Consider the following 26,525-nt stretch of genomic DNA (forward strand, 5'->3'; position numbering starts at 1 on the left):
GCGAACCTCCCGGGCAGGGGGTTTCGGGACCCCCAGCCTAGGCAGTTTCGCCGCGCCAGCGAAATGAATTGCCGGTCATCGGGCGGATCAGCGGGCCGGTCACCCCGGGTTCGGGCGCAGCGCCTCCAGGTAGCGGCCCATAGCCAGGCGGCGGCTGCGCACCAAAGCGATGGCCTGGGCCGGGCTGACCGCCTGGAAGCGCAGGCGCTGGCGGCTGCGCAACTGCACGAAGCTGTCCAGGCTGGTCGACAGCACGGTCGCGATCTTCGGATAGCCGCCGGTGCTCTGGTGGTCGGCCAGCAGCACCGTCGGCACCGCATCGCCCGAGACCTGGACCGAGCCACGGGCGATCGGCTCCGAGGGCATGTCCAGCGCGGCATTGGGCGGCAGCGCCGGGCCGTTCAGCCGCACGCCCATGCGGTCATAGGCGTCGCTGAGCGCATAGGTGGCGCCGAGGAAGGTGGCGATGGTCTCGGGCGCGAAGAAGCGGTCCTGCGGGCCGAGCACCACCGGCACCTCCGACAGCGGGCGGGCCCAGAGCGGCAGCGGGATGGCGCGCGGCGCCACCACCCGGGTTTCCTCCAGCGTGATCGCCTGGCCCTCGGTCAGCAGCCCGCCGCCCAGCCCGGTCGGGCCATGGGTGGAAATGCTGTCGAGCCAAGGGGCCACCTGCAGCCGGCCGGCAAATGACAAATAAGTCCAGCAGCCCCAGAAGCCGGGGCGGATGGTCAGCACCTGGCCGGCGCGGAGCGTCAGCACCGTCCAGGCGCCGTGGCGGACGCCGTCCAGCGTCACCTGGAAGCCGCCGCCGGCGACCGCCAGGCTGACCTCGCCGGCGTCGCAGGCCAGGGTCAGCCCGCCGGGGGAGATCTCGATGGCGCCGGCCTCGTCCGGATTGCCCAGGACGGCCTGGGCGGCGGCGAAGCTGGCGCGGTCCATCGGCCCCGAGGTCGGCACGCCGAAGCGCATCTTCCCGAAGCGCCCGGCATCCTGGAAGGTGACATGCGGGCCGGCCTGGGTGACGGTCAGCTGCGCGGTGCTCATGCGCGGCTCTCCGCCTCGAATTGCTCGCGGGTGATGCGGGTGAAGCGGACGCTGTCGCCGACATCGAACAGGAAGGGCCGGTCGCTGTCGCCGCCATCCAGGATGCGGGTCGGCGAGCGGCCGATATTCCACCAGCCATTCGGCATGATCATGGTGGTGACCAGGCATTGCGGCCCGGCGATGACCACGCTGCCGGCGGCGGTGCCGCGCACCGGCGCGGTCTTGCGCGGCAGGCGGATGGCCTCGGGCACGCCGGCCAGATAGGCGTAGCCCGGGGCGAAGCCATACATGTAGACGCGGTAGTCGCCGGCCAGGTGGGCGGCGATGATGGCCTCGGCCTCCAGCCCGGTGGCGGCGACCACGGCCGCCATGTCGGGGGCGAGCGCCGCCTCGTAGCAGACGCGGACCTCGCGCGGCTGGCCGGGCCTGCGCGCCACGGCGGGTGCGGCGATCAGCCGGCGCAGCGCGGCCTCGACCGTCGCATGGTCGGTCAGCACGGGGTCGAAGCGGACCAGGATGTTGACATAGGCGGGGACGGCTTCGAGGAAGCCGGGCACGCTCTCGGCCGACAGCCCGGCATCGAGCCGCAGCACCTGGTCATGCACCCCGTTGTCGATGCGGTCGCCGAACTCGACCAGCAGCCCATGGTCGGCGACCGGCCGGAACACCGGATAGGCAAAGCTCATGGGGCGGCCTAGAGGGGCTTGGACAAGAACGGCGCCACGGTGATGCCGGCCTCATTCAGGCGGCGGCGGATATGCTGGGCCATGGCGACCGCGCCCGGGCTGTCGCCATGGACGCAGACCGAGACGGCGTCCAGCTTGATCGGCGCGCCGTCGACCACGGGCATCAGCCCGGTCTCGAGGAACTGGATCAGGCGGGATGCCGCTTCTTCCGGATCATGCAGCATGGCGTCCGGCCGGCTGCGCGGCACCAGCTGGCCGTTCGACAGATAGCCGCGATCGGCAAAGATCTCGCTGAAGGTGGGCAGCCCGGCATCGCGGCCGGCGCGGTCCAGCGCGGTGCCGGAAATCGCCAGCATGGCGAGGTCGGGGGAGATCGCCTTCACCGCGCGCGCCACGGCGGCGGCGACATCGGGCTCGGCCGCGGCCCAGTTGCCCAGCGCGCCATGCGTCTTGACGAAGCGCACCTTGGTGCCGACCAGGGCGGCGGCGCCCATCAGCGCGCCGACCTGGGTCGCGACCAGGCGCTCGACCTCGCCCATCGTGTGCGGGATCAGGCGGCGGCCGAAGCCCTCGCGGTCGGCGAAGCCCGGATGCGCGCCGGCGACGACGCCCTGGTCGCGCGCCAGGGTCAGCGTCTTGAACATGGTCTCCGGGTCGCTGGCATGGGCGCCGCAGGCGATGTTGGCGCTGGTGACGACCCGCAGCAGCGCGCCGTCATCGCCCATCTGCCAGGGGCCGTAGCTCTCGCCGAGATCGGAATTGAGGTCGATCGTCCGCGCCATGGGGCTGGTCCTCGTCGGTTCGGGGGTGATCCTATGGCGGGATCAGCGGGTTCGCCAGGGGGCCGACCACAGGCGCAGCCGCGCGATCAACGCCGCCAGCAGCAGCAGGCCGAGCTGCAGCACGCCGACCACCGCGGTCTTCGGGCTGATCTCGAGGCGGATATCCTCCCACATGCGCATGGCGATGGTGGTGCCGTTGGGGGACGACAGGAACAGGCTGATGATCAGGTCGTCGAAGCCCGCGAGAAAGGCGAAGAGAAAAGCGCTGGCGAAGGAGGCGGCGAGCAGCGGCAGGGTCACGTCGCGGAAGCGGCGCAGCGGCGCGGCGCCCAGGCTGGCGGCGGCACGTTCCAGGTCGGTGTCGAAGCGGCGAAGTGCTGCGACCAGGATGATCACCACATAGGGCAGGCCGGTCACCGTATAGGCGATCCAGAAGCTGGCGATGCTGCCGTTCAGCCCGAGCCGCACCGCGGTGAAGAACAGCCCGAGGGCCAGCGCGATATGCGGCAGGATCATCGGCGCGACCGCCAGCAGCCAGAGCAGCCGCCGCCCCTGGAAGCGCCCGCGCGACAGGGCGAGGGCGAAGGGCGTGCCGATGGCCAGCGCCGTGGCGGCCCCCGCCAGCGAGACCACCAGGCTGAACCCCGTCGCCCGCAGCCAGGCCTCGTCCGCGAAGAAGGAAAAGAACCAGCGCAGCGACCAGCCGGGCGGCGGGAAGCTGAGATAGGGCGCGCTGCTGAAGGCGATCAGCACGACGACGATCATCGGCGCCAGCAGCAGCGTCATCAGCAGCAGACCGTAGCCCCAGAGCAGCGGCGTCGCGATGGGCGCCAGCAGGCCCGCGACCGCGGCGCCGAGCCGGCGCAGCAGCGGCGGCAGCGGCAGGCGGCGGGCCGGGGCGGCGGTGGTGTCCTCGCCGGCCATGGCGACGATGCGCTTGCGGAGCAGCAGCATCAGCGCGGTGACGAGGGCCAGCAGCAGGCAGGCCTGGGCGGCGGCGGTGTCGAATTCGGCCAGGGTGCTGACGCGCACCTCGATCGCCTGGGCCACCAGATAGTCGCCCGGCGCGCCGAGCAGGGCCGGCGTGATGTAGAAGCCCATGGCGGCCAGGAAGACCAGCGCGGCGCCGGCGCTGACGCCGGGCCAGGACAGCGGCAGGAAGATCGTCGAAAAGCTGCTGCCGGGGGGGGCGCCCAGGCTGGCGCCGGCGCGCATCAGCGCCGGGTCGATGCGCTGCATGGCCGCGAAGATCGGGAAGACCGCCATCGGCAGCAGGATATGCACCATGCCGACATAGGAGCCGAAGCGGTTGAAGACGAGTGGCAGCGGCTCCTCGATCAGGCCCAGCGATTCCAGCGCGCGGTTGACCAGCCCGTTGCCGCCCAGGATGGCGACCCAGGCATAGGAGCGGATCAGGATGCTGGTGAGGTACGGCACCGCGACCAGCGCCATGATCTGCGCGCCCCAGCGCCGCGCCGTGGTCGCCGCCCAATAGGCCAGCGGATAGGCCAGCGCCAGGGTCAGCAGCGTCACCACCGCCGCCATGGAGAAGGTGCGGCCGAGGATGCCGAGGAAGGTGCGCGACGACAGCACCTCGCCCCAGGCGCCCATGGAAAACAGACCGCCCTGGTGCAGGCTGGTCCAGACGACGCTGCCCATCGGCAGGATGAAGCCGATGCCGAGCGCGATCAGCGCCGGCAGCATCAACAGGAAAGGGCGGTTCAGCATCGGCCGGGACAGGCGGGCGTGGCGGGGCTCAGCCGGCCGAGACCCACTTCTCCCATTCGGTGATGGCGCGGCGCAGCCCGGTCTGGCCGGTGCTGTCGGTCGCGTTCCAGAAGTCGTAGTCCTGCACGATCTGCAGCCCCTTCACCGCCGGCGCGGTCGGCAGCAGCGCGGCGCGCTCGGCGCTGATATGGTCGAAGGCGCGCGAATTGGTCGGGCCATAGGTGATCAGCTCGGAATAGCGGGCCTGCGGCTCGGCGCGGCTCATATAGGCGATGTATTTCTGCGCGTTCTCGGCATTGGCGGCGCCCTTCGGGATCGCCCAGCCGGCCCATTGCAGGATGCCCTGGTTCCAGACCTTGCCGATGCTGCCGCCATTGTCGTTGGCGCCGTCGATGCGGCCGTTCCAGGCGCTGCCGAGGCTGGCCTGGCGGTCGATCTGCAGCTGGACGGATTCGGCGCCGTTCGCCCACCACTTGACGACATCGCCGCGGATGCGCGCCAGGCTGCGGAAGGCACGCTCCCAGTCGATCGGATACAGCTTGTCGGGGGCCACGCCATCGGCCAGCAGCGCGATCTCGAAGCTGCAGCCATCCGCCGCATTGGCGCCGGCGGCGAGCGTCCGGCGGCCGGGGAAGGCGCGCGCGTCCCAGAGCTGCGCCCAGCTTTGCGGGGCGCGGTCGCCGTAGCGCTTCTGGTCGAAGGCCAGCAGCATGGAATAGAGCATCGCCGGCGACTGGAACTGCCCGGCGGGGACGATGTCGAAGGCGCGGCGATCGGCCTCGGCCCAGAAGTTGTAGTCGATCGGCTGCAGCAGCGCGTCCTTCTCGAAGGCCGCCATCGAGCCGCCGGAGATATTGGCCACGTCATGCTTCGGCGCGCCGGCCAGGATCGCCGCGCGCTGCACGCCGGAATTGACCCCGGCCTGGTGGATGACGCGGATCCCGGTCTCCTTCTCGAAGGGCTCGGAGAAGGCGCGGCGCTGTGCGACCCCCATGGTGCCGCCGCCATCATGGACGATGACCGAGCCCGTGCCCTTCAGGCTGTTCTGCGCCAGCGCGGGACGGGCCAGGGTTGCGAGCGCTGTCGCGGCAAGCAGGCCACGGCGTGAGATGATGCTGGACATCAAACGGTCTCCTGCGTGTCGAGAGGATCGTAGACCCGGGCGGTGCCGGGGAGGAAGCGAAGGAAGCCGGCCTCGCCCGGCTGCCACAGCCGGCCGCCGCCCGAGCTGTTCCAGCTGGGCAGCTCCATGGTCAGCTGCTGGCCGCCGGCGGCCAGCAGCAGCACCTGCTGCGCGCCGCCGAAGCTGGCCTGGATGACGCGGCAGGGCTCTCCCGGCGCGTCGTCCGACAGCGTCATATGCTCCGGCCGGATGCCGAGCACCTTTCCCGGCGCGGGCGCGGCGCTGTCGGGCGCCAGCGCCCCGGCCAGCGGCGTCGAAAACCCGACGACGCCGCTGTGATCAACGGACAGAAAATTGGTGCGGCCGATGAAGTCGGCGACGAAGGCGTCGACCGGGCGGCGGTAGAGCTCCGCCGGCGCGCCGACCTGGCGCAGCCTTCCATGGTTCAGCAGGGCGACGCGGTCGGCCATGGACAGCGCCTCCTCCTGGTCATGGGTGACCAGGATGATGGTGGTGCCGAGCTCCTGGTGCAGCTGCTTCAGCTCCAGCTGCATGTGCTGGCGCAGCTTGCGGTCCAGCGCGCTCATCGGCTCGTCCATCAGCAGCACGGCGGGGCGGAAGATGATGGCCCGGGCGAGGGCCACCCGCTGCTGCTGCCCGCCCGACAACGCATCGATGCTGCGTGAACCAAGATCGTCAAGGCGCACCGTGCCCAAGGCCTCGGTTACCCGTCGAAGAATCTCGCCCTCGGTGACGCCGCGGCGGCGCAGCGGATAGGCCAGGTTCTCCGAGACGCTCATATGCGGGAACAGCGCATAGCGCTGGAACACCATGCCGATTTCGCGCTGATGCGGCGGCAGATGGTCGACCGGCCTGCCGCCGATGATGATGCGCCCGCTATCGGCGCGCTCGAAGCCGGCGATGGTCATCAGCATGGTCGACTTGCCGGAGCCGCTGGGGCCGAGCAGCGCCAGGAATTCCCCGGGCGCCACGGCGAGCGAGACGTCGTCCAGCGCGCGCAGCCGGCCGTAGCGCTTGCTGAGGCCCTGGATCTCGACGGGCTGCCCGGCCTGGCGCATTCAGCCTGCCACCAGCGGCAGGTCATGCGGCAGGGCCGACAGGCGCTCGGGCTCGCCCTCGGTGACGATGAAGGTCTCGCCGAGGCACATCGCGAGCCCGGTCTGGTCGTCGAGCAGGATCATGTGCATGAAGACCACCATCGAAGGCTCCAGCACCACCGGATTGCCGGCGAAGATCATCGGCCATTCCATCCAGGTCGGCGGATAGGCGGCGCCCAGGCTGTAGCCACAGGCGTTCAGCCGCGCATGCTTGTAGCCGTGGCGGTCGAGCACCGAGGCATGCGCCTCGAACAGGTCGCCATAGGTGTTGCCGGGGCGCAGCCTGTCGCGGCACAGCGCCAGCGCCTCGACATTGGCGTCGTGCATCTTGCGATGCCCGGCGCCGGCCTTGCCGGTCAGCGCGGTGCGCATCAGCGCGACATGGTAGTGGCGATAGGCGGCGGCGAATTCGATGTTCACCTGGTCCTGCGCGCCGATCACGCCCTTGCCGGTGAAATAGCGGCATTGCAGCGCGTTCTCCCCGGCGCCGCAGACGAAGCGGCCGGCCGCCGGGTCGCCGCCCTCGCGGATCACCGTCGCATAGATCTCCGCGAGAATATCGGATTCCGACCTGCCCGGCCGGCAGGCGGCGAAGGCGTTGAGCCAGGCGAGGTCGGCCAGGCGCCCGGCCTCGCGCACATAGTCGAGCTCGGCGGGCGACTTGATGACGCGGAAGCGGTCGAAGAAGGTCGAGGAATCCTCCAGCGCGCAATCCGCGAAGGCGGCGTCGAGCAGCTTGCCGCGCTGCGCGTTCAGCGTGGTGGAGGCATATTCGACACCGATGCGCATGCCGGGCTTCACCCGCGCGCCGAGCTCGGCGCGCAGCGTCACCGCCGGATTGGCGCCCGCCTTGTCGACCCAGAGCCGCACATCCTTGATCACCGAGGTGCGCCGGGCCTGCAGCACGTCGGACGAGCGCGTCACCAGCACCATGTCGCCATCGGCGCCGAGCCACAGGCCCTGGAACTGCGAATAGCCGGCGGTGTCATAGCCGGTCAGCCAGTACATGCTCTCCTGGCGGAACATCAGCAGCCCGTCGAGCCCCGCCTGCCGCAACCCGGTGACCGCCCGTGCAATGCGCGAAGTCAGCTCTTCGATCGTGAAATGCAGGGCCATGCGTCACCGAATGCCAGAGGAAAGCCGGAAATCCCACGTAGTTTATGCTGATGACAAAGCTGGGATGAACCGATTAATCTTCCCCATATGAATTCTGTTCAGCAATTGGCGCGGCTGCCGCTGGTCGGGCTGCGCGCCTTCGAGGCTTTCGCGCGGCTGGGCGATGTCGCCGCCGCCGCCGCCGAGCTCGGCATCACGCCGTCCGCCATCAGCCACCAGCTGAACGCGCTGGAGGAGCAGCTGGGCCAGGAGCTGACGGCGCGGCAGGGCCGGCGGCTGGTGCTGACCGGGGCCGGGCGGCGCTATTTCGAGGCGGTCAGCCCCGCCTTCCTGCTGCTGACCACGGCGACCGGGCAGCTGCGGCAGAACCGGCTGCAGCGGCGGGTGACGATCAGCGCGCTGCCGCTGCTGGCCAATGGCTGGCTGATGCGGCAGTTGACCGGCTTCATGGCGCGCCATCCGCAGGTCGAGCTGCAGCTGCAATATGCGCGCTACCGCGCCTATTCCTCCGACGCCGCCGATATTTCTCTGCGGTTCGGCAACGGGCATTGGCCTGGCTATGCCAGCGAGAGGCTGCTGCCGGGGGCGGCCGTCCCCATCGCCAGCCGCGGCTTCGTGGCGCGGCATGGCGCGCTGCGGCGGGCGGCCGATTTCCTGCGCGTGCCGCTGATCCATGACGGCAACAGCGAGCAATGGGCGGCCTGGCTGACCGCCGGCGACGCCGCGCCCACCGCGCCGCTGACCGGCATGATCTGCGAGGACGGCATGCTGACGCGCTCGGCGATGCTGGCGGGCTTCGGCGTGGCGCTCAGCCGGCCGGTGCTGCTGCAGCAGGAGCTGCGCGAGGGCAGCCTGGTGCAGCTCTCCGATCGCGGCCTCGGCAATGGCGAGGACTACTACCTGTGCCTGCGGCAGGACGGCGAGGTGAGCGCGCCGGTGCGCCACCTCGCCGCCTGGCTGCGCGCCGCGGCGCAGGCCTAGATCAGGCGGCCACGCTTTCGCCCAGCGCCGGCCGCACGTCGCGGAAGGCCGTCGCCTTCTCGAAGGCGTCGCCGAGCTTGAGCACCAGCGCATCCTCGAAGGGCCGGCCGACGATCTGCATCGACAGCGGCAGCCCGTTGCCGGTGAAGCCGGAGCAGACCGACAGCGCCGGCAGGCCGAGCACGTTGAAGGGCCGCGTGTAGAAGCGCGCGCCCATGATGGTGTCGAACTCGCCGAGCGGCTCCGGCGGCGTGTGCCGCGTCGGCATCACCAGCAGGTCGACCTCCTGCATCATCGCCGCCGCCTGCGCCACCAGCCGCGCCCGCAGCCGCAGCGCGTTGACGTAGTCGGCGCCGGAGACGAAGGCGCCGGCCGCGATGCGCCGCCGCGCGATGGAGCCATAGAGCTCTGGCGTCCGGGTCAGCCCCTGCTCGTGGATGGCATAGGCCTCGGGGCCCATGATCAGGGCGCAGAGATCGTAATAGGTCTCCAGCGGCGCCAGGCTGACATCGCGGATGATCGCGCCCTGGCCAGCGAAGATGCCGAGCGCGCTTTCCATCGCATCGGTGACGACGGTGTCGGCCGGCGCATCGGCCTCGAAGAAATGCCGCACCACGCCGATGCGCAAGCCGCGGATACCGCTGCCGAGGCCGCTGGTGAAATCGATCGGGCCGGGATCGGCGCTGCCCGGATCCATCGGATCGTGGCGCGCCAGCACCTGCATCATCAGCGCGCAGTCTTCCGAGGTCCAGCACATCGGCCCGGCATGGTCGAGGGTGAAGGACAGCGGCAGCACGCCGCGCCGGCTGACCAGCCCATAGCTGGGCTTCAGCCCGGCGATGCCGTTCCAGGCGGCGGGCGAGCGGATCGAGCCGCCGGTATCCGTGCCCATCGCGCCCATGCAGAGCCCCGCCGCGACCGCCGCCCCCGAGCCGGAGGAGGAGCCCGCCGGATCCAGCGCGGTGTCCCAGGGGTTGCGCGCCGGCGGCCAGGGCAGGTCGAAGGAGACGCCGCCGATGGCGAATTCCCAGGTCGCGGTCTTGCCCAGGATCACCGCGCCCGCCTCGCGCAGCAGGCGGATGGTGGTGGCGTCCTCGGCCGGCACATGGTCGCGGTACAGCGCCGAATGCCCGGTCGTGGCGATGCCGGCGGTGTTGTAGATGTCCTTGATGCCGAGCGGGATGCCGTGCAGCGGCCCGCGCCAGTTGCCTGCCGCGATCTCGGCCGCCGCGGTGCGCGCCTCGGCCAGGGCATCGTCGCCCAGGACACGGATGAAGGAATTCAGCCGGCCGTCGAGGCCAGCGATGCGCTCGAGGAAGGCCTCCGCCAGCGTCACCGGCGACAGCGTGCCGGCGCGGATCTGCCGCGAGGCCTCGGCGATGGTGAGGAAGCAGGGATCGCCGCTCATGGCTGCGGCGCCTTCTTCGCCGGCACCAGGCGGAAGACGTTGCTCGGCTCCTCCAGATAGGAATAGCTGCCGCGGATGCGCGCGGCGGCCTCGTCGCCGGCCTGCACCAGCCGTTCCAGATCGGCGCGGTCGGCCTCGGGGAAGCGGTCCAGCTGCCGGGCGCGCAGGCGCTCGGCGAAGGGGATCACGGACATGGCGGGCTCCGATCGCGGGTCAGGGGCGGGGCAGGCGGAAGCCGCTCAGCGGCTCCTGCCCATAGGGGCGCGGGCCGCGCATGCTGGCCGCCGCCTTCTCGAGATCGCCGACCAGCGCGACAAGCTTCGGCATCTCCTTGGCCGGGACGCGCAGGCCGAGCGCCTCCAGCCGTTCCTCGGTGGTGTCGGTCATGCCGCCGCTCCCTGTTCCGCCGCCACTGCCTCGACCGCCATGGCCGGGCGCCGGCCGCGCGTCGCCATGATCCGCTCCACCGCGTCGCCCAGCTTGAGCACCAGCGCATCCTCGAAGGGGCGGCCGCCGATCTGCAGCGAAATCGGCAGGCCGGCGCTGGAGAATCCGTTGCAGACGGCGAGCGCCGGGCCGCCCAGCACGTTGAAGGCGCGGTTGAAGAAGGGCTGCGGGCCGCCGATCATCGAATCCTCGCCGAGCTTGCCGGCGGTCTGGCGCGAGGTCGGGAAGACCAGCACATCGACATCGCGCATCACCGCGGCCGCCTCGGCCACCAGCCGGGCGCGCTGGCGCTGCGCGTTGATATAGTCGGCCGCCCGCACCAGCGCCCCGCCCATCAGCCGCACGCGGCCATATTCGCCATAGAGCTCCGGGCTCTCGCGCAGGAAGTTCTCGTGGATGGCGTAGGATTCAGAGCGCGAGACCAGGCTGCACAGCGCATTGTACTCGCCGAAGGGCGCGAGCGAGACGGTGCGCAGCACGGCGCCCTCGGCCTGCAGCGCCTGCAGCGTCGCCTCGGTCGCGGCCAGCACCTCAGGCTCGCATGCGACGTCGGTCTCGAAGAAATGCCGCACCACGCCGATGCGCAGCCCGGCGATGCTGCCGCCGATGCCGGCGGAGAAATCGATCGGCCCGGGATCGGTGCTGCCGGGGTCGAGCGGATCATGCTGCGCCAGCGCCTGCATCATCAGCGCGCAGTCTTCCGCCGTCCAGCACATCGGCCCGGCATGGTCGAGCGAGAAGGACAGCGGCAGGATGCCGCGCCGGCTGATCAGCCCATAGGTCGGCTTCAGCCCGGCGATGCCACACCAGGCGGCCGGGCCGCGGATCGAGCCGCCGGTATCCGACCCCATCGCCCCCGGCACCAGCCCGGCGGCGACGGCCGCGCCCGAGCCGGAGGAGGAGCCTGACGGGTCCAGCGCCGTGTCCCACGGGTTGCGCGCCGGCGGCCAGGGCAGGTCGAAGGAAGAACCGCCGATGGCGAATTCCCAGGTGGCGAGCTTGCCCAGCATCACCGCGCCGGCCTCGCGCAGCAGGCGCACGCTGGTGGCGTCCTCCTGGGGCACATGGTCGCGGAACAGCGCGGAATGGCCGGTCGTGGCGATGCCGGCGGTGTTGTAGATGTCCTTCAGCCCGATCGGGATGCCATGCAGCGGGCCGCGCCATTTGCCGGCGGCGATCTCGGCCTCGGCCTGCTGCGCCTCGGCCAGCGCGGCGGCCTCCAGCAGCAGGATGAAGCTGTCGAGCTGGCCGTCCAGCGCCTTGACGCGGGCGATGCAGGCGCGCGTCAGCTCCACCGGCGACAGCTGCCGCGTTCGGATCAGCCGCGACAGCGCGGCGATGCTGTGGAAATGCAGTTCGGTGTCCAAGGCGGGTCTCCTTCCTGGGGCGGGCCGGCGAGGCGAGGCAGGCTCTGAGCGAGCAATCCGCATGCCGTTTCCTGCTGACCAGCACTGCAAGAAGCATGACGCGGGATCGGCAATGACCTAGCATGGCGCGCGAAAGCGCGAAGGACAAGTGCCAGATGGAAACGCCGGAGAGCCTGCGCCGTGGCCTGGCCTGGCTGCGCGCGGCGCCCAGCGCCGCCGCCCCCGCGATCGAGGCCGCGCCGCAGCCCGACCTGAAGCGCGCGGTGCTGATCATGATGGCGGGGATCGCGTTGTTTTCGGTGCTGAACGGCGTGGTGAAGGACCAGGCCGAGCGCTTCCCGGTCAACCAGATCACCTTCTTCCGCAATGCCTTCGCGCTGCCGCCGCTGCTGGCGATCCTGCTGGCCGGCGGCAAGATCCACCGGCTGCGCATGCGCCAGCCGCTGCGCCACCTGACGCATGCGGCGACGATGACGCTGTCGCTGATGCTGGCCTATATCGGCTTCCGCCTGCTGCCGCTGGCCGAGACCACCGCCATCTCCTTCATCCGGCCGCTGATCGTCACGGCGCTGGCAGCACCCCTGCTGGGCGAGCGCGTCACCTGGATCTCCTGGCTGGCGGTGCTGCTGGGCTTCTGCGGCGTGCTGATCGTTGTGCAGCCGGGGGCGGGCGAGATCGTCGCCATCGGCGCGCTCTATTCCCTGGCCGGCGCCTTCATCGGCTCGCTAAACATGCTGCAGCAGCGGGCGCTGTCGCTGACCGACCACACCATCGGCATCGCCGTCTGGTACATGGCGCTGTCCTCGATCATGCTGCTGCCGACGCTGTTCTTTTCGTGGGTGACGCCGGGTGTCGGCGATCTTCTGGGGCTGATCGGCATGGGCGTGGCCTCGGGACTCTGCACCTACCTCATCATGCGGCCGCTGGCCTATGCCGGGGCCGCCGCCCTGGCACCGGTGCAATATACCGGGCTGCTCTGGTCGATCGTCATCGGCTATCTGTGGTTCGGCGACGTGCCGGGCACCGCGGTGCTGCTGGGCTCGGCGGTGGTGATCGCGGCGACGCTGCTGGTGCTGCGCCGCCGCTGATGGCTATTGGGCGGCGGCCAGCGCCGCGGGCTGCAGCACGGGGCGATTGCTGCGCCAGGGCGTCGCCATCTCATAGGCATGGGCGGTGCGGAACAGCATCGCTTCGGAAAAAGGCTTGCCGACGATCTGCATGCCGAGCGGCAATCCGCCCGGGCCGAAGCCGGTGCAGACGGAAATCGCCGGCAGGCCGGTGACGTTGAAGGGGATGGTGAAGCTCGGCTTCTCCAGCATCGCCCAGCGCGGCACCTCGGTGATGCGCGCGGCCTCGCCCGGCTGCACCGCGGTGACCAGCATGTCGAGGCCCTCCATCGCCGCCACCATCTCGGCGCAGAGAATGCGGCGGCGGCGCATCGCCTGGACATAGTCGGCGCCGCGCAGCAGCCCGCCGATCGCCAGCTTCTCGCGCAGCAGCGCGCCATATTTGTTGTAGTCGGTCTTCAGCCAGGGCTCGTGCACAGCGAAGGCCTCGGCCAGCAGGATGATCCAGCCGCAGGCGGCGTAATCCTGCAGCGGCGACAGCGTCACCTCGCTGACCACGGCGCCTTGCTTCTGCAACTCGGCCACCGCGGCGTCGAGCGCGGCGATGGTGGCGTCGCTGGCCGCGCTGTCGCTCTCGTGGAAGTGGCGGATCACGCCGATGCGCAGCCCCTTCACATCCTGGCCGATCTGCGCGGAGAAGTTCTCCACCGGCCGGTCGGCGCTGGCGGGATCGGTCGCGTCGTAGCCCGCCATCGCCTGCAGCATCAGCGCACAATCCTCGGCGGTCCAGGCCATCGGCCCGGCATGGTCGAGGCTGTAGGACAGCGGCTGCACGCCGGCGCGGCTGACCAGCCCATAGGTCGGCTTGATGCCCGACAGCCCGCACAGCGTGGACGGCCCGCGGATCGAGCCGCCGGTATCCGAGCCCGTGCCGCCCAGGATCAGCCCCGCCGGCACGGCAGCGCCGGTGCCGGAGGAGGAGCCGCCGGTGAAATGCTCGGTGTTCCAGGGATTGCGCGGCGGCGGCCAGGGCAGGTCGAAGGAGGGGCCGCCCATGGCGAATTCATGCGTCGCCAGCTTGCCCAGCATGACGGTGCCGGCCTCGGCCAGCTTGCGCACGGCGGTGGAATCCGTATTGGGGACATGGTCTTCCAGCAGCCGCGAATGCGCCGTCGTGCGGATGCCAGCGGTGTTGTAGATGTCCTTGTGGCCGATCGGAATGCCGTCGAGCGGGCCGAGCCCCTCGCCGCGCATCACCCGCGACTCGGCGGCCCGCGCATCGGCCATGGCGCGTTCCGGCGTCAGCAGCAGGAAGGTCTGCAATTGTGGGTCGAGCGCCTCGATGCGGTCGAGGCAGGATTGCGTCAGCTCGACCGGCGAGATCTTCTTCGCCGCGATCTGCGCCGCGGCTTCGGCAATGGTGGGGATCGTGCTCACCTCACTTGCTCCCCGGCGTGAAGGTCAGGGCCGGCTCGGCGGCGCGCGGCAGCGGCGCGTGCATGCGCGCCACCTGCTGCTCGACCAGGCCGTAGATGGCGTAGATGTCGCGCTGCTGCTCGGCGCTGAGCGGCAGCCCCGCCTGGGCGACAAGCACGGAGAAATCCTGCTCGCTGATGCTGGGCTTCATCATGGACACCTTTCTGGCGTGGAGAGGGATCTAGGCGGGGACGGCAGCCTCGGCCGCCACGGCATGCAGGCAGCGGACCATGGTGCCGGTCTCGCCGCGCACCACCGGCGGCTCGCGCTGGCAGCCGGCGACGGCCTCGGCGCAGCGCGGCCGGAAGTGGCAGCCCTCGGGCAGCGCGGCGAGGCTGGGCGGATTGCCGGGAATGGTGCGCAGCAATGTCTTGCGCATGCCGCCATGCACGGTGGAGCTCAGCAGCCCGCGCGTGTAGGGGTGCTGCGGGTCGCGCATCACGCCGCGCAAGGTGCCGGTCTCAACGAAGCGGCCGGCATACATCACGGCGATCTGGTCGGAGATCTCGGCGGCGACGCCGACATCATGGGTGACGAAGACCACGGCCATGCCGAGCTCCGCCTGCAATTCGCGCAGCAGCATCAGGATCTGGATCTGCACGGTGACGTCGAGCGCGGTGGTCGGCTCGTCGGCCAGCAGCACCAGCGGATCGCAGGCCAGGGCGAGCGCGATCATCGCCCGCTGCCGCATGCCGCCCGACATCTCATGCGGATAGTTCTTCAGGCGGCGCGCGGCGGAGGGAATGGAGACGCGCTCCAGCAGCCGCTTCGCCCGCGCCATGGCGGTGGCCCGGTCGGTGCCCTCGTGCTGGATGATGGTCTCGGCGATCTGGTCGCCGATGGTGTAGACCGGATCCATCGCCGACATCGGCTCCTGGAAGATCATCGAAACCTTGCTGCCGCGCAGCTTCGCCAATTCCGCAGGCGGCAGCGACAGGATATCGCGGCCGGCCATGCGCACCTGGCCCTCGACCTTGGCGAAGCCGGGCAGCAGCCCCATCACCGCCTTCAGGCTGACGCTCTTGCCGGAGCCCGACTCGCCGAGGATGGTCATCACCTTGCCGCGCGCCAGGCTGAAGCCGACGCCATTGACGGCGCAGACCTCCTGCTCGTCGCGCTTGCGGAAGCGCACGGTCAGACCCTCGACCTCGAGCGCCGGCGGCTCGGGCGTGGCGTCAAGCGGCATGGCGGGGCTCCGCGTTCATCTGGGCCTCGGGCAGGATGCAGGCGACCAGGTGCTGCGCATCGCCCGGCGCGGCATCCACCGGTGGCAGCAAGGGCGGCAGCATCTCGGCGCAGGCGGGTTGGGCGAAGCGGCAGCGCGTGCGGAACCGGCAGCCGGAGGGCGGGTTGATCGGGTTCGGCGGATCGCCCGACAGCGGCAGCACCGTGGTGCGGCGGTCCGGATCCAGCGTCGGCTTCGAGGCCAGCAGCGCGCGGGTATAGGGATGCCGCGGCCGGCCGTAGATTTCCTCCACCGGCCCGGCCTCGACGACGCGGCCGAGATACATGACCAGCACGCGGTCGGAGATATATTCGACGACATTCAGGTCGTGGCTGATGAAGAGATAGGTGAGGTTAAGCCGCGCCTTGAGCTCGGCCAGCAGGTTCAGCACCTGCGCCTCGACCGATTTGTCCAAGGCGGAGACGGCCTCGTCCAGGATCACCAGCCGCGGCTCCAGCGCCAAGGCGCGGGCGATGTTGACGCGCTGGCGTTGGCCGCCGGAGAGCTCGTGCGGATACCGGCGGGCGAAAAGGGCGGGGTTCAGCCCGACCTGGGCCAGCAGTTGCTCGGACCGCGCCACGGCCTGGCGCGCCGGCAGCCCGTGCATGCGCGGCGCATAGGCGATGGAATCGACCATGGTCAGCCGCGGGTTCAGCGAGGAATAGCTGTCCTGGAACACCATCTGCATCTGCCGCCGCATCTCGGCGACCGAGAGGCCGGCCTGGCTGCCGACCTCCTCGCCGTCGAAGACGATGCTGCCGGCGTCAGGCCGGATCAGATGCATCACCAGCCGCGCGGTGGTCGACTTGCCGCAGCCGCTTTCGCCGACGACGCCCAGGGTCTCGCCCTTGGCGATGGTGAAGCTGACATCGTCCACCGCCTGCACCGTGGCGACGCGGCGGTTCAGCAGCCCGCCATAGACCGGAAAATGCTTGCGCAGATCGGTGACGGAGAGCAGCGGCTGTGCCGGGCCGCCGCGGTCGCGCGGATCGACCGGCGGGACCGGCAGGAGGGCCGCGCTCACTTGCTCAGCCTCACATCCATGGCCGAGCGAAATCCGTCGCTCATCAGGTTGAAGCACATCGAGGTGACGAAGATCATCACCCCCGGCAGCGCCGCCACATAGGGCTGCACATAGATCGATTGCCGCAGAGAGTTCAGCATCAGCCCCCATTCGGCCTGCGGCGGCGTGACGCCAAGTCCGAGGAAGCTGAGGCCCGCCGAGAGGATGATCGAAAGGCTGATCAGGCTGGTGGCATAGACCAGGATCGGCCCCAGCACATTGGCCAGGACATGGTGGCGGATGATCTGCATGGTCGTGGTGCCGCTGGCCCGCGCCGCCTCGACGAAATCCAGGTGACGCGCCTGGGTGGTCACCGTCTCGGCGATGCGCACCATCGGCGGGATGAAGACCACGGCCAGCGCGATGATGGAATTGGTCAGCCCGTTGCCCAGCAGTCCGCAGATGGCGATGGCCAGCAGGATCGAGGGGAAGGCGTAGAAGACATCCATGGTGCGCATGATCAGCGTGCCGGTCAGCCCGCCCATGAAGCCGGCGGTGATGCCCAGCAGCCCGCCCACCAGCAGCGACACCATCACCGGCGCGACGCCCGCCAGCAGCGACAGCCGCCCGCCATAGGCCAGCCGGGTCCACAGGTCGCGCCCGGTCTCGTCGGTGCCCAGCCAGTGGCCCGGCGTGCCGATCGGCCGCAGCCGCCGCATGACGCTGCCGGCATAGGGGTCGTAGCTGGTCACCCAGGGCGCGCAGATCGCCATCAGCACGATGGCCAGCAGCAGCAGCGTGACGATGATGGTGACCGGGTCGCGCTTCAGCCGGCGGCCGACGGCGGTCCAGTAGCCGGCGGCGGGGCGTGGCGTGGTGGCCTTGCCGACCAAGGTGGCCAGGGCATCGGGATTGGCGAGGTCGGACATCGCGAGAGGTCTCCCTTAGCGCCGGATACGCGGGTCGATGGCCGCCTGGGCGATGTCGACCAGCAGGTTGAGCAGCACGAAGAAGCTGGCCAGCACCAGGATCGTCGCCTGCAGCACGGGAATGTCGCGGCGGAAGATCGCCAGGTTCAGCAGGTTGCCGGTGCCGGGCCAGTTGAACACCGTCTCGATCAGGATCGAGCCGCCGAGCAGGTAGCCGAATTGCAGCCCCATCAGGGCGAGCACCGGCGGCGCCGCGTTCTTGATGATGTGGCGCAGCACCGGGCCGCGGCCGAGGCCCTTGGCCGAGAGCGCGCCGACGAAGTCCTGGCCCATGATCTCCAGCACCGTCGCGCGCACCAGGCGGCCGATGACGCCCATCGGGATCATGCAGAGGGTGACCACCGGCAGCACGATATGGTCCAGCCGCTGCCACAGCGGCAGGCTGTCGTCGCCCATGCCCTGGGCCGGCATCCAGTCGTTCAGCACGGCGAAGACCAGGACGAGGACGATGGCGAACCAGTAATGCGGCAGGCTGACGCCGGCGGTGGTCACCGCGCTCAGCAGCTTGTCCGGCCAGCGCCCGTGATGCAGCGCCGCCGTCATGCCGAAGACAATGCCCAAGGTGAAGCCCAGCGCCGCGGCGGTGACGGCCAGCACCAGCGTGTTGCCCAGCGCCGTCATCAGCTGCCCCAGCACCGGCGCGGCGTTGAAGACGGAGATGCCGAAATCGCCGCTCAGCGCCCGCCCCAGCCAGAGCAGGTACTGGATGTGGAGCGGCCGGTCGAAGCCATAGGCCGCCTTCATCTGCGCGATGATCTCGGGCGAGGCCTCGGGCGGCATCAGCATGTCGATGGGATTGCCCGGCGCCACATGCACCAGGCCGAAGATGACCAGGCTGACGCCGAGCAAGATGGGAATGGCTTGCAGCAAACGCCGCCCCGCGAAAACGAGCATGGGTGCTCCTTCGACTGGTCGGATGGGCCCTTCGCCGGGCCTGTGACGATCTATGCACAATGGCTGTTGCGCATCCAGCCTTGTTTGCGCCTAATAGAATGGCAAATGGCGGTTTCGGGAAATGGCCTTGCCCGATATGGTGGCGCTTCCACTGATTCTGCATCGAATCGAGGCACGACATGCATCAGAACCAGATTCACCGAGCCGTGAGCAGCAGAGTTCGGGAGCGGCGGGGCAGCCTCTATCCCTTCGCCAGCATCGATCCCGCGCGCACCGCCCATGTGGTGGTCGACCTGCAGAACGGCTTCATGGCGCCCGGCGCCGTCGCCGAGATCGCGACGGCGCGGGAGATCGTGAGCAATGTCAACCGCATCAGCGCCGCGCTGCGCGCGGCCGGCGGGCTGGTCGCCTATATCCAGAACACCTTCGACGACGAGGCCGTGGCGGGATGGCCGGTGTTCTTCGACCATTTCTGTTCTCCCCAGCGCCGCGCTGCCATGATCGAGGCCTTCACCCCCGGCAACTGGCAGCACGCGCTGTACCCGGAGCTCGAGGTGCTGCCGGCCGACCTGGTGGTGCGCAAGCGCCGATTCGGCGCCTTCATCCAGGGCTCCTCCGACCTGCATGCGCAGCTGCAGGCGCGCGGCATCGACACCGTCATCGTCACCGGCACCGCCAGCAATGTCTGCTGCGAGTCGACGGCGCGCGACGCGATGATGCTCAACTACAAGGTCTTCTTCGTCGCCGACGGCAATGCCACCCACACCGATGACGAGCAGGATGCGACGCTGACGGCGATGGCGAATATCTTCGCCGATGTCTCCGACACCGCGGCCGTGGTCGCGCTGATCGGCCGGGCCGCGGCGGCGATGCCGCAGGCCGCCGAGTAGCCCCAGGGCCTCCGCGCAGAATGCGAGGGTGCCGGGCGATGCGCCCGGCGCCAGCGGCGTGCCGTGCCCCGCAGCACCAGGACAGAGGTTCAGCCATGCCCGACCGGCGCCAATTCCTCCTCGCCTCGGCTTCCACCCTGCTGGCCCCGATGGCGGGCCCCGCCGCCGCGGCGCCGCCCCAGGTGCTGCGCGTCGCCATGACCGCGGCCGACCTGCCGACGGTCACCGGCATTCCGAACAATGGCGGCGAGGGCTTCCGATTCCTCGGCTACCCCGCCTATGACAGCCTGGTGAACTGGGACTACACCCGCACCGAGGAGACGGCGAATATCGCGCCGGGCCTGGCGACGGAATGGAAGATCGACCCGGCCGATCCGAAGCGCTGGCTTTTCTCGCTGCGCCAGGGTGCCAGGTTCCACGACGACACGCCGGTCACGGCGGAGGCCATCCTGTGGAATCTCGCACGCATCTATGACGACAAGTCACCGCAATACGACGCGCCGGCCTCGCCCATCGTCAAGGCGACGGTGTCGATGCTCGACACCTTCTCCAAGGTCGACGACGCCACCATCGCCATCACCACCAAGTACCCCTTCGGCTTCTTCCCCTATCTGGTCACCCGTATCCTGGTGGTCAGCCCGACGCAATGGGAGAAGGTCGGCCGCAGCTGGCAGGAATTCGCCAAGCGCCCGATCGGCAGCGGTCCCTTCCGCATCAACCGCGTGGTGCCCGGGCAATATGTCGAGATGGTGCGCAACGAGACCTACTGGGACAAGGCGCGCATCCCGAAGCTGGAGAAGCTGACGGTCTATCCGATGCCGGAGGCGACGACGCGGATGGCCGCACTCCGCTCCGGCCAGGTCGACTGGATCGAGGTGCCGCCGCCGGATGCCATCCCCTCGCTGCGCCAGGCGGGATTCCAGGTCAGCCTCTGGCCCTATCCGCACACCTACCCTTATGCCTTCAACTGCCGGCCGGGCTCGCCCTTCGCCGATGTCCGCGTGCGCCAGGCGGCGAACTACGCGATCGACCGCGACGGCATGTGCAGCATGCTGAACCAGACCGGCAAGCCGGCGGTGGGCCTCTATCCGCCGGGCAACCCGGTCTTCGGCAATCCGAAGAACCGCTACAGCTACGACCCGGCCAAGGCGCGGGCGCTGCTGGCCGAGGCCGGCTATGGCCCGGGCAAGCCGCTGAAGGCGAAGATCATGATCTCCACCTCCGGCTCCGGCCAGATGGTGCCGATCCCGATGAACGAGCTGATGCAGCAGAACTTCGCCGCCGTCGGCATGGAGATCGAGTTCGACGTGGTCGAATGGGGCACCATGCTGGTGGCCATCCGCAACATCCCCGGCTCGGCGCCGACGCATGGCGTGGACGGGATCAATATCAGCCTCAGCTACACCGACCCCTCCAGCATGTTCCGCTACTACGCCTCCGACAGCGCCTCGCCGGTCAACTACAACTGGGGCCACTTCAAGAACGACGCGCTGGACGCGCTGCTGCGCAAGGCGCAGTCGGTCTTCGATGCGGACGAGCAGACCAGGCTGCTGGCCGAGGCGCATGCCATCGTCGTCGACGAGGCGCCCTGGCTGTTCATCGTGCACGACCAGAATCCGCGCGGGCTGGCGAAGAAGGTCAAGAACTTCCGCCCGGCGCAGAGCTGGTATCAGGACTTCACGCAGATCACCATCGAGTAGGCCGCGCGGGCTACAGCGCCGGCCAGCGCTGCGCCCAAGGGTGGGCCGCCTCGTATTGCCGCGCCATGGCCAGGAGACGCCAATCCTGGCCATAGGGCGCCACCAGCTGGAAGCCGATCGGCAGGCCCTCGGGGCTGGGATCGGCCGGGATGCTGATGCCGGGCAGGCTGGCCAGGTTGACGATGCCGGTGAAGGCGCGGTGATGCGGCGGGCCGAAGCTGTCCGCCGGGAATTGCAGCGCGCCGGAGCTCGGCGTCATCATCAGGTCGTAGTCGCGGAAGAAGCGTGCGAATTGCGCGAAGAGCTCTCGGAACGCCACCAGCGCATCCTGGTAGTCGGCGGCGCTCAGGCGCGCGCCCTGCTCGGCCATCTCCGCGTAGACGGCGCCGATGCGGCCGCGCCAATCCTTGCCGCGCAGCAGCCAGGCCAGGCCGGCGGCGCCCACCTTCGGCCATTCGCGCTCGAACAGCGCCAGGTCGGCCGGCACCGTGCCTTCCTCCACCCGGTGGCCGAGCGCGGCCAGGTTGCGCGCGGCGGCCGCGCAGCTGTCGGCGATGGCCGCATCCACCGGCCAGTCGCCGAAGCGCGGCACGTAGAGGATGCGCATCGGCCGCGGCGCCGGCTCGGCGTCGTCGGCGCGGAAGGCGAGCGAGGCGCGGTCCTCGTCGAGCGGGCCCTGGATGGCGGCGAGCGCCAGCGCCAGGTCGTCCACCGTGCGGGCGATGGGGCCGATGATCTCGGCGTCGTGCAGGATGACCGGCAGCCCGTCGCGCCGCGCCACGCGGCCGGTGCTGGGCTTCAGCCCCAGCAGCCCGGCATAGCCCGCAGGCCTGCGGATCGAGCCGCCGCCATCGGTGCCCAGCGCCAGCGGCCCCATTCCGCTGGCCACCGCCGAGACCGCGCCGCCGGAGGAGGCGCCCGAGGTCAGCGCGGTGTCCCACGGATTGCGGGTGACGCCGAACAGCGCGGTGTCGACATTGCCGCGCCCCAGCGTGAACTCCGAGACATTGGTCTTGCCCAGGATGACGGCGCCCTGGGCGCGCAGACGGGCCACCGGCGTCTCGTCGGCGGCGGGCACGTGGTGCTCGAAGACGTGGCTGCCCCAGGCGCAGCGCAGCCCGGCCACGGCGATATTGTCCTTGATGCTGACGGGCACGCCGTCGAGCGCGCCGCGCGGCGTGCCGCCAGCGAAGCGCGCATCGGCCTCGGCCGCCGCCTGGCGGGCGCCGGCGGCATCCAGCGTGGCGAAGGCGTTGACCTGCGGGTCGGCCACGGCGATGCGGGCCAGGATGGCCTCCAGCGCGGCGGAGGGGCGCAGGCTGCCGTCGCGGAAGGCGCGGCCCAGGCCCGTGGCCGGAAGGCGGTGGATCTCGCTGGTCATCGCGCGGCCCCGGGGGTGAGGGCGGCAGTATGCGCCGCGGCCCGGCGCCGGCAAGGGATTCGCCGGCCTGCTGGCGCGGCGGCCGCATCCGGTCTTCCATGCGCGGCGCCGCGCAGGAGCCCGCCATGCCCGATCCATCCTCCCGCTATCTCCGCAATCCGCGGCTGGCCGGCTCCGCCCGCGAGCCGGCTTAGCGGGAGACCTCCCGCACGCCGCACCAGTCGGCGATGAAGGCGGCCATGGCCAGCGTCGTCTGCTTCACGTTCGCCAGGTCGCTGCGCTCGTCGAAGGCGTGCGAGCCCTCGCCCTTCGGCCCGTAGCAGAGCGCCGGCATGTCGTAGTAGAGGCCGTAGAAGCGGGTGTCGTTGACGCCGGTGCTGCAGCGCTCGGCCATCTTCTCGCCGAAGACCTGGGCATGGGCGGCGGCCAGCACGGCTTCCGCCGCGCTGCCTTCCTCCTGCACGAAGCCATCGGCCATGAAGCCGTTCCATTCGACGGCCGGCGGGTTGTTGGCCAGGAACTCGTCGCCGGCGGCGGCCTGGCGCACCACCTGCTCGATGGCGGCGCGGCGCCCGGCCAGGTCGTCGCCGGGCAGCAGGCCGATGCGGCAATCCACCTCGCACCAGGCCGGCGTCGAGCTGCCCCAGTCGCCGCCGCGGATGACGCCCGGGTTGAACTTGATCGGGTCCTTCAGCGCGCCGAAGCGCGGATGCGACTTGGCGCGGAGGTTCTCCTCCCGCGTATGCGCCTGCAGCGCCTCGATCAGCTTGTAGGCGGCGACGATGGCGTTGGTCCCGGTCTCGCTGCGCGCGACATGGACGGGGATGCCCATCACCTTCAGCCGAAACCAGATGACGCCGACATGGGCGCGGGTCAGGGCGTTGCCGGTCGGCTCGGGGATCAGGCAGGCCTCGGCGCGATAGCCGCGCAGCAGGGTGGAGAGGGCGCCGTTGCCGGTGCATTCCTCCTCGGTGACGCTCTGCAGGTAGAGGTCGCCATCCGGCTCCAGCCCGCAGGCGGCGAGCGCGTCGGCGGCGAAGATCATGGCCGAGACGCCGGCCTTCATGTCGTTGGCGCCGCGGCCATAGAGCCAGCCGTCGCGCACCACCGGCTCGAAGGGCGGCGTGGTCCACATGGCGGCGGGGCCGGCGGGGACGACGTCGACATGGCCCTGGATGATCAGGCTGCGCCCGCCCGGGTTCTTCGCGCGCCGGGCGGCGACCAGCTGCACGGCGCGGCTGTAGTCTGTGTCCATCACGGGCGCGGCGCCGCGGGCGCCGTCGAAGCCGATATCGGCCAGGGTGTAGCGGTCGACGGCATAGCCGCGATCGGCCAGCTGGCGCGACAGCCAGTCCTGCAGCGGCGCTTCCTGGCCGCGCAGGCTGGGGAAGCGGGTCAGCTCGGAGAGGAAGGCGACCTGCTTGTTGAAGGCCGCGTCGACGGCTGCTTCCAGCCGCTTGAGGAGAGCTTGGTCAGGCATCGGGTCGTGCTCCGGGCGGTCAGTTGGCAGGACGGGCGGACAAGGCAAAAGTACGGCCCTGCGGATTGGGGGCGTAGATCACGCGGTCGCGCCGCGCCGCCCAGTTCCAGCGCAGGTAGAAGACGGGGACCACGCCCAGGTCGCCGATCGCCGCCTGCATGGCCTCTGTCGTCAGCGCCTGGCGCGCGGCCGGGTCCATCGTCCGGAAGGCCTGGGCCAGGGGGCGGTCGACGCCCGGGTTGGAATAGAGCTGGCGGTTGAAGGGGCCATAGCCGGTGGCCGCGTCCTTGGTCGCCACCACCTGGCGCAGCGTGTTCGCCGCCAGCCCGCTGGAATAGGTGGTCAGGAACAGCGAGAAGTCGCGGTTGGTGGCGCGGGTGAAGAAGACGCTGGGCGGCAGCACCTCGACCTGGGTCTCGACGCCGATGCGGCTGAAGCCCTGGGCGATCGACTGCAGCACGTTGCTGTCGCCGGGGAAGAAGCCGCCCGGCCCGTGGATGGTCATGCGGAAGCCGTCCGGATAGCCGGCCTCGGCCAGCAGGCGGCGGCCTTCCGTGACGTCGAAGCCCAGCGGCGGCATCTCGGGCGCGCGGTCGGCGACCGAGGGCGGCGCGAACTGCTCGGCCGGCGCCCCCTGGCCGACCAGCAGCCGCTCGACCAGCGCGGCGCGGTTGATCGCCAGCGACAGCGCGCGCCGCACCCGCAGGTCGCGCAGCGGGTTGCGCGGCAGCGGCTGGCCGGCCTTGTCGGTGACGAAGGCCGCCGTCTCGCCGGCGGTGTCGGGGAAGAGATAGGCGGTGGACTGGCTCTCGGTGCCGAAAAGGGCGATGGCGGCATCGCCGCGCAGCCGCGCCATGTCCTGGGCCGGCACGCCGCCGATCAGGTCGACCTCGCCGGCCAGCAGCGCGGCGACGCGGGCGCCGGCGCCGGGGATGTAGCGGGTGACCACGCGGTCCCAGGGGGCCGGCGCGTGATAGGCCTGGTTGCGGGTCAGCTCGTGCCGCTCGTTCTGGATGAAGCGCTCGTGGCGGTAGGGGCCGGTGCCGATCACCAGCTTGCCGCTGTTGAAGTCGGCGGTGCTGGCGCCCTGGTGGATGCGCCGCGACAGCAGCATGACCTGCGCCAGGTCATAGAGCAGATAGGGGTTGGGCTCGTGCGTGCGGATGCGCAGCACCGTGGGCGAGACCACCTCGACCGCCGCCACCGAGCGGACATAGGGGGTATAGGGCCCCGGGCTGTTCGGGACCGCCGGCACGCGCGCCAGGGTGAAGGCGATGTCGTCGGCGGTGAAGGGCGTGCCGTCGTGGAAGGCGACGCCGGGGCGCAGCGTGATCTCCCAGGTCAGGTCGTCGACCAGCGTCCAGGCGGTGGCCAGGCGCGGGGTGATGCCGCCCTTCTCGTCCTGGTCGACCAGCGCGTCGAAAATCTGGAACAGCGCCTGGCTGTTGTTGGTCGTCGAGTGGAAATGCGGGTCCATCGAGCTCGGGCTGGTGATGTCGCCGACGGTCAGCGTCCGCTGCGCCAGGGCGGGCGTGGCGGAGAGGATGGCCAGCCCCAGAGCAAGCCCCAGAGCAAGCCTCGGCGATCGCTTAAGCGGATGCGTCACGCGCTTCTCCTTCTGCCGCGCGCGCGCCCTTGGGGGGCGGCGCCGTCCCTGTCTGGGATCGACTATGACGGTTTCGTCATGGGGCAGAAGTCGCCAAAATGGCACCATCCGGTGGCCTGAGGTCACCACCCGGCAGCAGCTGCGCCAGCACGCCCTGCAGCCAGACGCGGAAGCGGGCGACCGCCTCCTCCTCCCAGCGCGCCGCCTCGGCCACCAGGTAATAGGCAAAGGGGCGGAAGTCGGAGCGCAGCAGCTCGACCAGCGCCCCGGCCTGGCGTGCCTCGGCGATCAGCAGGGCATTGCCCAGCGCCACCCCCTGGCCCAGCCGCGCCGCCTCCAGCGCCAGCGGCATCGAGCCCAGCAGCGTGCCATGCGGCAGCCGCGCGCCGCCGGCCTCGGCCAGCCAGCCGCGCCATTTTTCCTGCGTCTCGTCATGCAGCATGGGCAGGCGCAGCAGGTCGTCCACGCTGCGGACCGCCATGGCGCCGGGCAGCGAGGGGGCGGCCACCGGGAACAGCCGCGGCCGGGCCAGCACTTCCCCGCGCAGCGGCGCCACCACCGTCTTGTCGCCATAGGCGATCTCGACATCGGCCTCGACCGTCGCATAGTGCCGGCGGCTGAGCGCCGGATGCAGGATCACCTGCCGCCCCGGCAGCAGCTGGCGGATCTCTTCCAGCCGCGGCAGCAGCACGGCGGCGGCGAAGCCCGGCACGCAGCGGATGGTCAGCGCCCGCCGCCGCCGCGCCACCTGCGCCGCGGCATCGGCGATGGCCGAGAAGGGCGCGGCGATGCGGGCATGCAGCAGCGCGCCCTCGGTGGTCAGCGCCAGGCCGCGCCCGGCCGGCCGCACCAGCGCCACGCCCAGCGCCGCCTCCAGGTTGCGCACATGCCGCGCGACGACCGTGTGGCCGACGCCCAGCGCCGACCCCGCCAGCCGCAGGCTGCCCAGCAGGCCCAGCGCGTGGAAGGCGCGCAGCGCGACCAGCGGCGGCAGCTCGGGGAGGGAGGGTCCGG

The 26,525-nt window shown here is 70.6% G+C and carries 25 protein-coding genes; 4 read left to right on the top strand and 21 right to left on the bottom strand.

Annotated elements, in window-relative coordinates; translation table 11 throughout:
* Window positions 1-99 precede the first annotated feature (99 nt).
* From GVN67_RS09420 to GVN67_RS09450, 7 genes are read right to left on the bottom strand one after another with little or no spacing between them, the layout of a single operon-like run.
* Window positions 100-1,044: a biotin-dependent carboxyltransferase family protein gene (locus tag GVN67_RS09420; RefSeq protein ID WP_159995137.1), complete on the bottom strand. Its 945-nt coding sequence runs from the start codon at window positions 1,042-1,044 to the stop codon at window positions 100-102.
* Window positions 1,041-1,730 (bottom strand): allophanate hydrolase subunit 1, encoded by a 690-nt coding sequence (locus GVN67_RS09425; protein WP_159995139.1) that lies wholly within the window; start codon window positions 1,728-1,730, stop codon window positions 1,041-1,043. Before GVN67_RS09425 ends, GVN67_RS09420 begins: the two co-directional genes overlap by 4 nt.
* Window positions 1,731-1,738: 8 nt before the next feature.
* Window positions 1,739-2,512 carry a LamB/YcsF family protein gene (locus GVN67_RS09430; protein ID WP_159995141.1) on the bottom strand — a complete coding sequence of 258 codons (774 nt, stop codon included), beginning with the start codon at window positions 2,510-2,512 and terminating at the stop codon, window positions 1,739-1,741.
* A 42-nt stretch (window positions 2,513-2,554) separates the two neighbouring features.
* Window positions 2,555-4,240 carry an ABC transporter permease subunit gene (locus GVN67_RS09435; protein WP_159995143.1) on the bottom strand — a complete coding sequence of 562 codons (1,686 nt, stop codon included), beginning with the start codon at window positions 4,238-4,240 and terminating at the stop codon, window positions 2,555-2,557.
* A 28-nt stretch (window positions 4,241-4,268) separates the two neighbouring features.
* Entirely contained in the window at window positions 4,269-5,363 is a 1,095-nt protein-coding gene (locus GVN67_RS09440) for a polyamine ABC transporter substrate-binding protein (RefSeq protein WP_159995145.1), read from the bottom strand.
* Window positions 5,363-6,442 carry an ABC transporter ATP-binding protein gene (locus GVN67_RS09445; RefSeq protein ID WP_159995147.1) on the bottom strand — a complete coding sequence of 360 codons (1,080 nt, stop codon included), beginning with the start codon at window positions 6,440-6,442 and terminating at the stop codon, window positions 5,363-5,365. Before GVN67_RS09445 ends, GVN67_RS09440 begins: the two co-directional genes overlap by 1 nt.
* On the bottom strand, window positions 6,443-7,597 hold the full coding sequence (locus GVN67_RS09450; protein ID WP_159995149.1) for a Xaa-Pro peptidase family protein: 1,155 nt from the start codon (window positions 7,595-7,597) through the stop codon (window positions 6,443-6,445).
* An 87-nt stretch (window positions 7,598-7,684) separates the two neighbouring features.
* Here GVN67_RS09450 and GVN67_RS09455 point away from each other — a divergent pair, with 87 nt between their 5' ends.
* A complete protein-coding gene (locus GVN67_RS09455; protein ID WP_159995151.1) occupies window positions 7,685-8,578 on the top strand; it encodes a LysR substrate-binding domain-containing protein in 894 nt (297 codons plus the stop codon).
* 1 nt (window position 8,579) lies between these two features.
* On the opposite strand, the gene GVN67_RS09460 is transcribed toward GVN67_RS09455, so the two are convergent.
* The 4 genes from GVN67_RS09460 to GVN67_RS09475 are packed head-to-tail and all read right to left on the bottom strand — an operon-like array spanning window position 8,580 to window position 11,800.
* A complete protein-coding gene (locus GVN67_RS09460; RefSeq protein ID WP_159995153.1) occupies window positions 8,580-9,986 on the bottom strand; it encodes an amidase in 1,407 nt (468 codons plus the stop codon).
* Entirely contained in the window at window positions 9,983-10,180 is a 198-nt protein-coding gene (locus GVN67_RS09465) for a hypothetical protein (RefSeq protein ID WP_159995155.1), read from the bottom strand. Before GVN67_RS09465 ends, GVN67_RS09460 begins: the two co-directional genes overlap by 4 nt.
* Before the next feature lie 19 nt (window positions 10,181-10,199).
* Complete coding sequence (locus GVN67_RS09470; protein ID WP_159995157.1) at window positions 10,200-10,373, bottom strand: hypothetical protein; 174 nt, start codon at window positions 10,371-10,373, stop codon at window positions 10,200-10,202.
* Entirely contained in the window at window positions 10,370-11,800 is a 1,431-nt protein-coding gene (locus tag GVN67_RS09475) for an amidase (protein WP_159995159.1), read from the bottom strand. Before GVN67_RS09475 ends, GVN67_RS09470 begins: the two co-directional genes overlap by 4 nt.
* A 155-nt stretch (window positions 11,801-11,955) precedes the next feature.
* Between GVN67_RS09475 and GVN67_RS09480 the strand changes: the two genes are divergently transcribed.
* The gene (locus GVN67_RS09480; RefSeq protein ID WP_159995161.1) at window positions 11,956-12,888 is read left to right on the top strand and encodes a DMT family transporter; all 933 of its coding nucleotides are present in this window, start codon (window positions 11,956-11,958) and stop codon (window positions 12,886-12,888) included.
* Window positions 12,889-12,891: 3 nt separating this feature from the next.
* Here the strand turns inward: GVN67_RS09480 and GVN67_RS09485 are convergent, their stop codons facing one another.
* The 6 genes from GVN67_RS09485 to GVN67_RS09510 are packed head-to-tail and all read right to left on the bottom strand — an operon-like array spanning window position 12,892 to window position 18,454.
* Entirely contained in the window at window positions 12,892-14,304 is a 1,413-nt protein-coding gene (locus GVN67_RS09485; protein WP_159995163.1) for an amidase, read from the bottom strand.
* 1 nt (window position 14,305) lies between these two features.
* Window positions 14,306-14,497: a hypothetical protein gene (locus GVN67_RS09490; RefSeq protein WP_159995165.1), complete on the bottom strand. Its 192-nt coding sequence runs from the start codon at window positions 14,495-14,497 to the stop codon at window positions 14,306-14,308.
* A 27-nt stretch (window positions 14,498-14,524) separates the two neighbouring features.
* Window positions 14,525-15,529 (bottom strand): ABC transporter ATP-binding protein, encoded by a 1,005-nt coding sequence (locus GVN67_RS09495; protein ID WP_159995167.1) that lies wholly within the window; start codon window positions 15,527-15,529, stop codon window positions 14,525-14,527.
* The gene (locus GVN67_RS09500) at window positions 15,519-16,592 is read right to left on the bottom strand and encodes an ABC transporter ATP-binding protein (RefSeq protein ID WP_159995169.1); all 1,074 of its coding nucleotides are present in this window, start codon (window positions 16,590-16,592) and stop codon (window positions 15,519-15,521) included. Before GVN67_RS09500 ends, GVN67_RS09495 begins: the two co-directional genes overlap by 11 nt.
* Window positions 16,589-17,500 carry an ABC transporter permease gene (locus tag GVN67_RS09505; RefSeq protein ID WP_159995171.1) on the bottom strand — a complete coding sequence of 304 codons (912 nt, stop codon included), beginning with the start codon at window positions 17,498-17,500 and terminating at the stop codon, window positions 16,589-16,591. Before GVN67_RS09505 ends, GVN67_RS09500 begins: the two co-directional genes overlap by 4 nt.
* A gap of 15 nt (window positions 17,501-17,515) precedes the next feature.
* Complete coding sequence (locus GVN67_RS09510; RefSeq protein WP_159995173.1) at window positions 17,516-18,454, bottom strand: ABC transporter permease; 939 nt, start codon at window positions 18,452-18,454, stop codon at window positions 17,516-17,518.
* Window positions 18,455-18,660: 206 nt separating this feature from the next.
* On the opposite strand from GVN67_RS09510, the gene GVN67_RS09515 reads away from it, so the two are divergent.
* Entirely contained in the window at window positions 18,661-19,344 is a 684-nt protein-coding gene (locus GVN67_RS09515) for a cysteine hydrolase family protein (protein WP_200845199.1), read from the top strand.
* Between the two features lie 95 nt (window positions 19,345-19,439).
* The gene (locus GVN67_RS09520) at window positions 19,440-21,044 is read left to right on the top strand and encodes an ABC transporter substrate-binding protein (protein ID WP_159995177.1); all 1,605 of its coding nucleotides are present in this window, start codon (window positions 19,440-19,442) and stop codon (window positions 21,042-21,044) included.
* Between the two features lie 10 nt (window positions 21,045-21,054).
* Here GVN67_RS09520 and GVN67_RS09525 read toward each other — a convergent pair whose 3' ends face one another.
* The 4 genes from GVN67_RS09525 to GVN67_RS09540 form a co-directional block, all read right to left on the bottom strand.
* Window positions 21,055-22,425, bottom strand: coding sequence for an amidase (locus tag GVN67_RS09525; protein ID WP_159995179.1), 1,371 nt, complete (start codon window positions 22,423-22,425; stop codon window positions 21,055-21,057).
* A 190-nt stretch (window positions 22,426-22,615) separates the two neighbouring features.
* Window positions 22,616-23,905, bottom strand: a complete 1,290-nt coding sequence (locus GVN67_RS09530) for an ArgE/DapE family deacylase (protein ID WP_159995181.1) — start codon at window positions 23,903-23,905, stop codon at window positions 22,616-22,618.
* Window positions 23,906-23,924: 19 nt separating this feature from the next.
* Window positions 23,925-25,511: an ABC transporter substrate-binding protein gene (locus GVN67_RS09535; RefSeq protein ID WP_235035208.1), complete on the bottom strand. Its 1,587-nt coding sequence runs from the start codon at window positions 25,509-25,511 to the stop codon at window positions 23,925-23,927.
* A 76-nt stretch (window positions 25,512-25,587) separates the two neighbouring features.
* On the bottom strand, window positions 25,588-26,525 hold a 938-nt coding region (locus tag GVN67_RS09540; protein ID WP_368667229.1), incomplete at its 5' end, for a LysR substrate-binding domain-containing protein.

The organism is Roseomonas sp. 18066 (assembly GCF_902706185.1).
GTDB lineage: Bacteria > Pseudomonadota > Alphaproteobacteria > Acetobacterales > Acetobacteraceae > Pseudoroseomonas.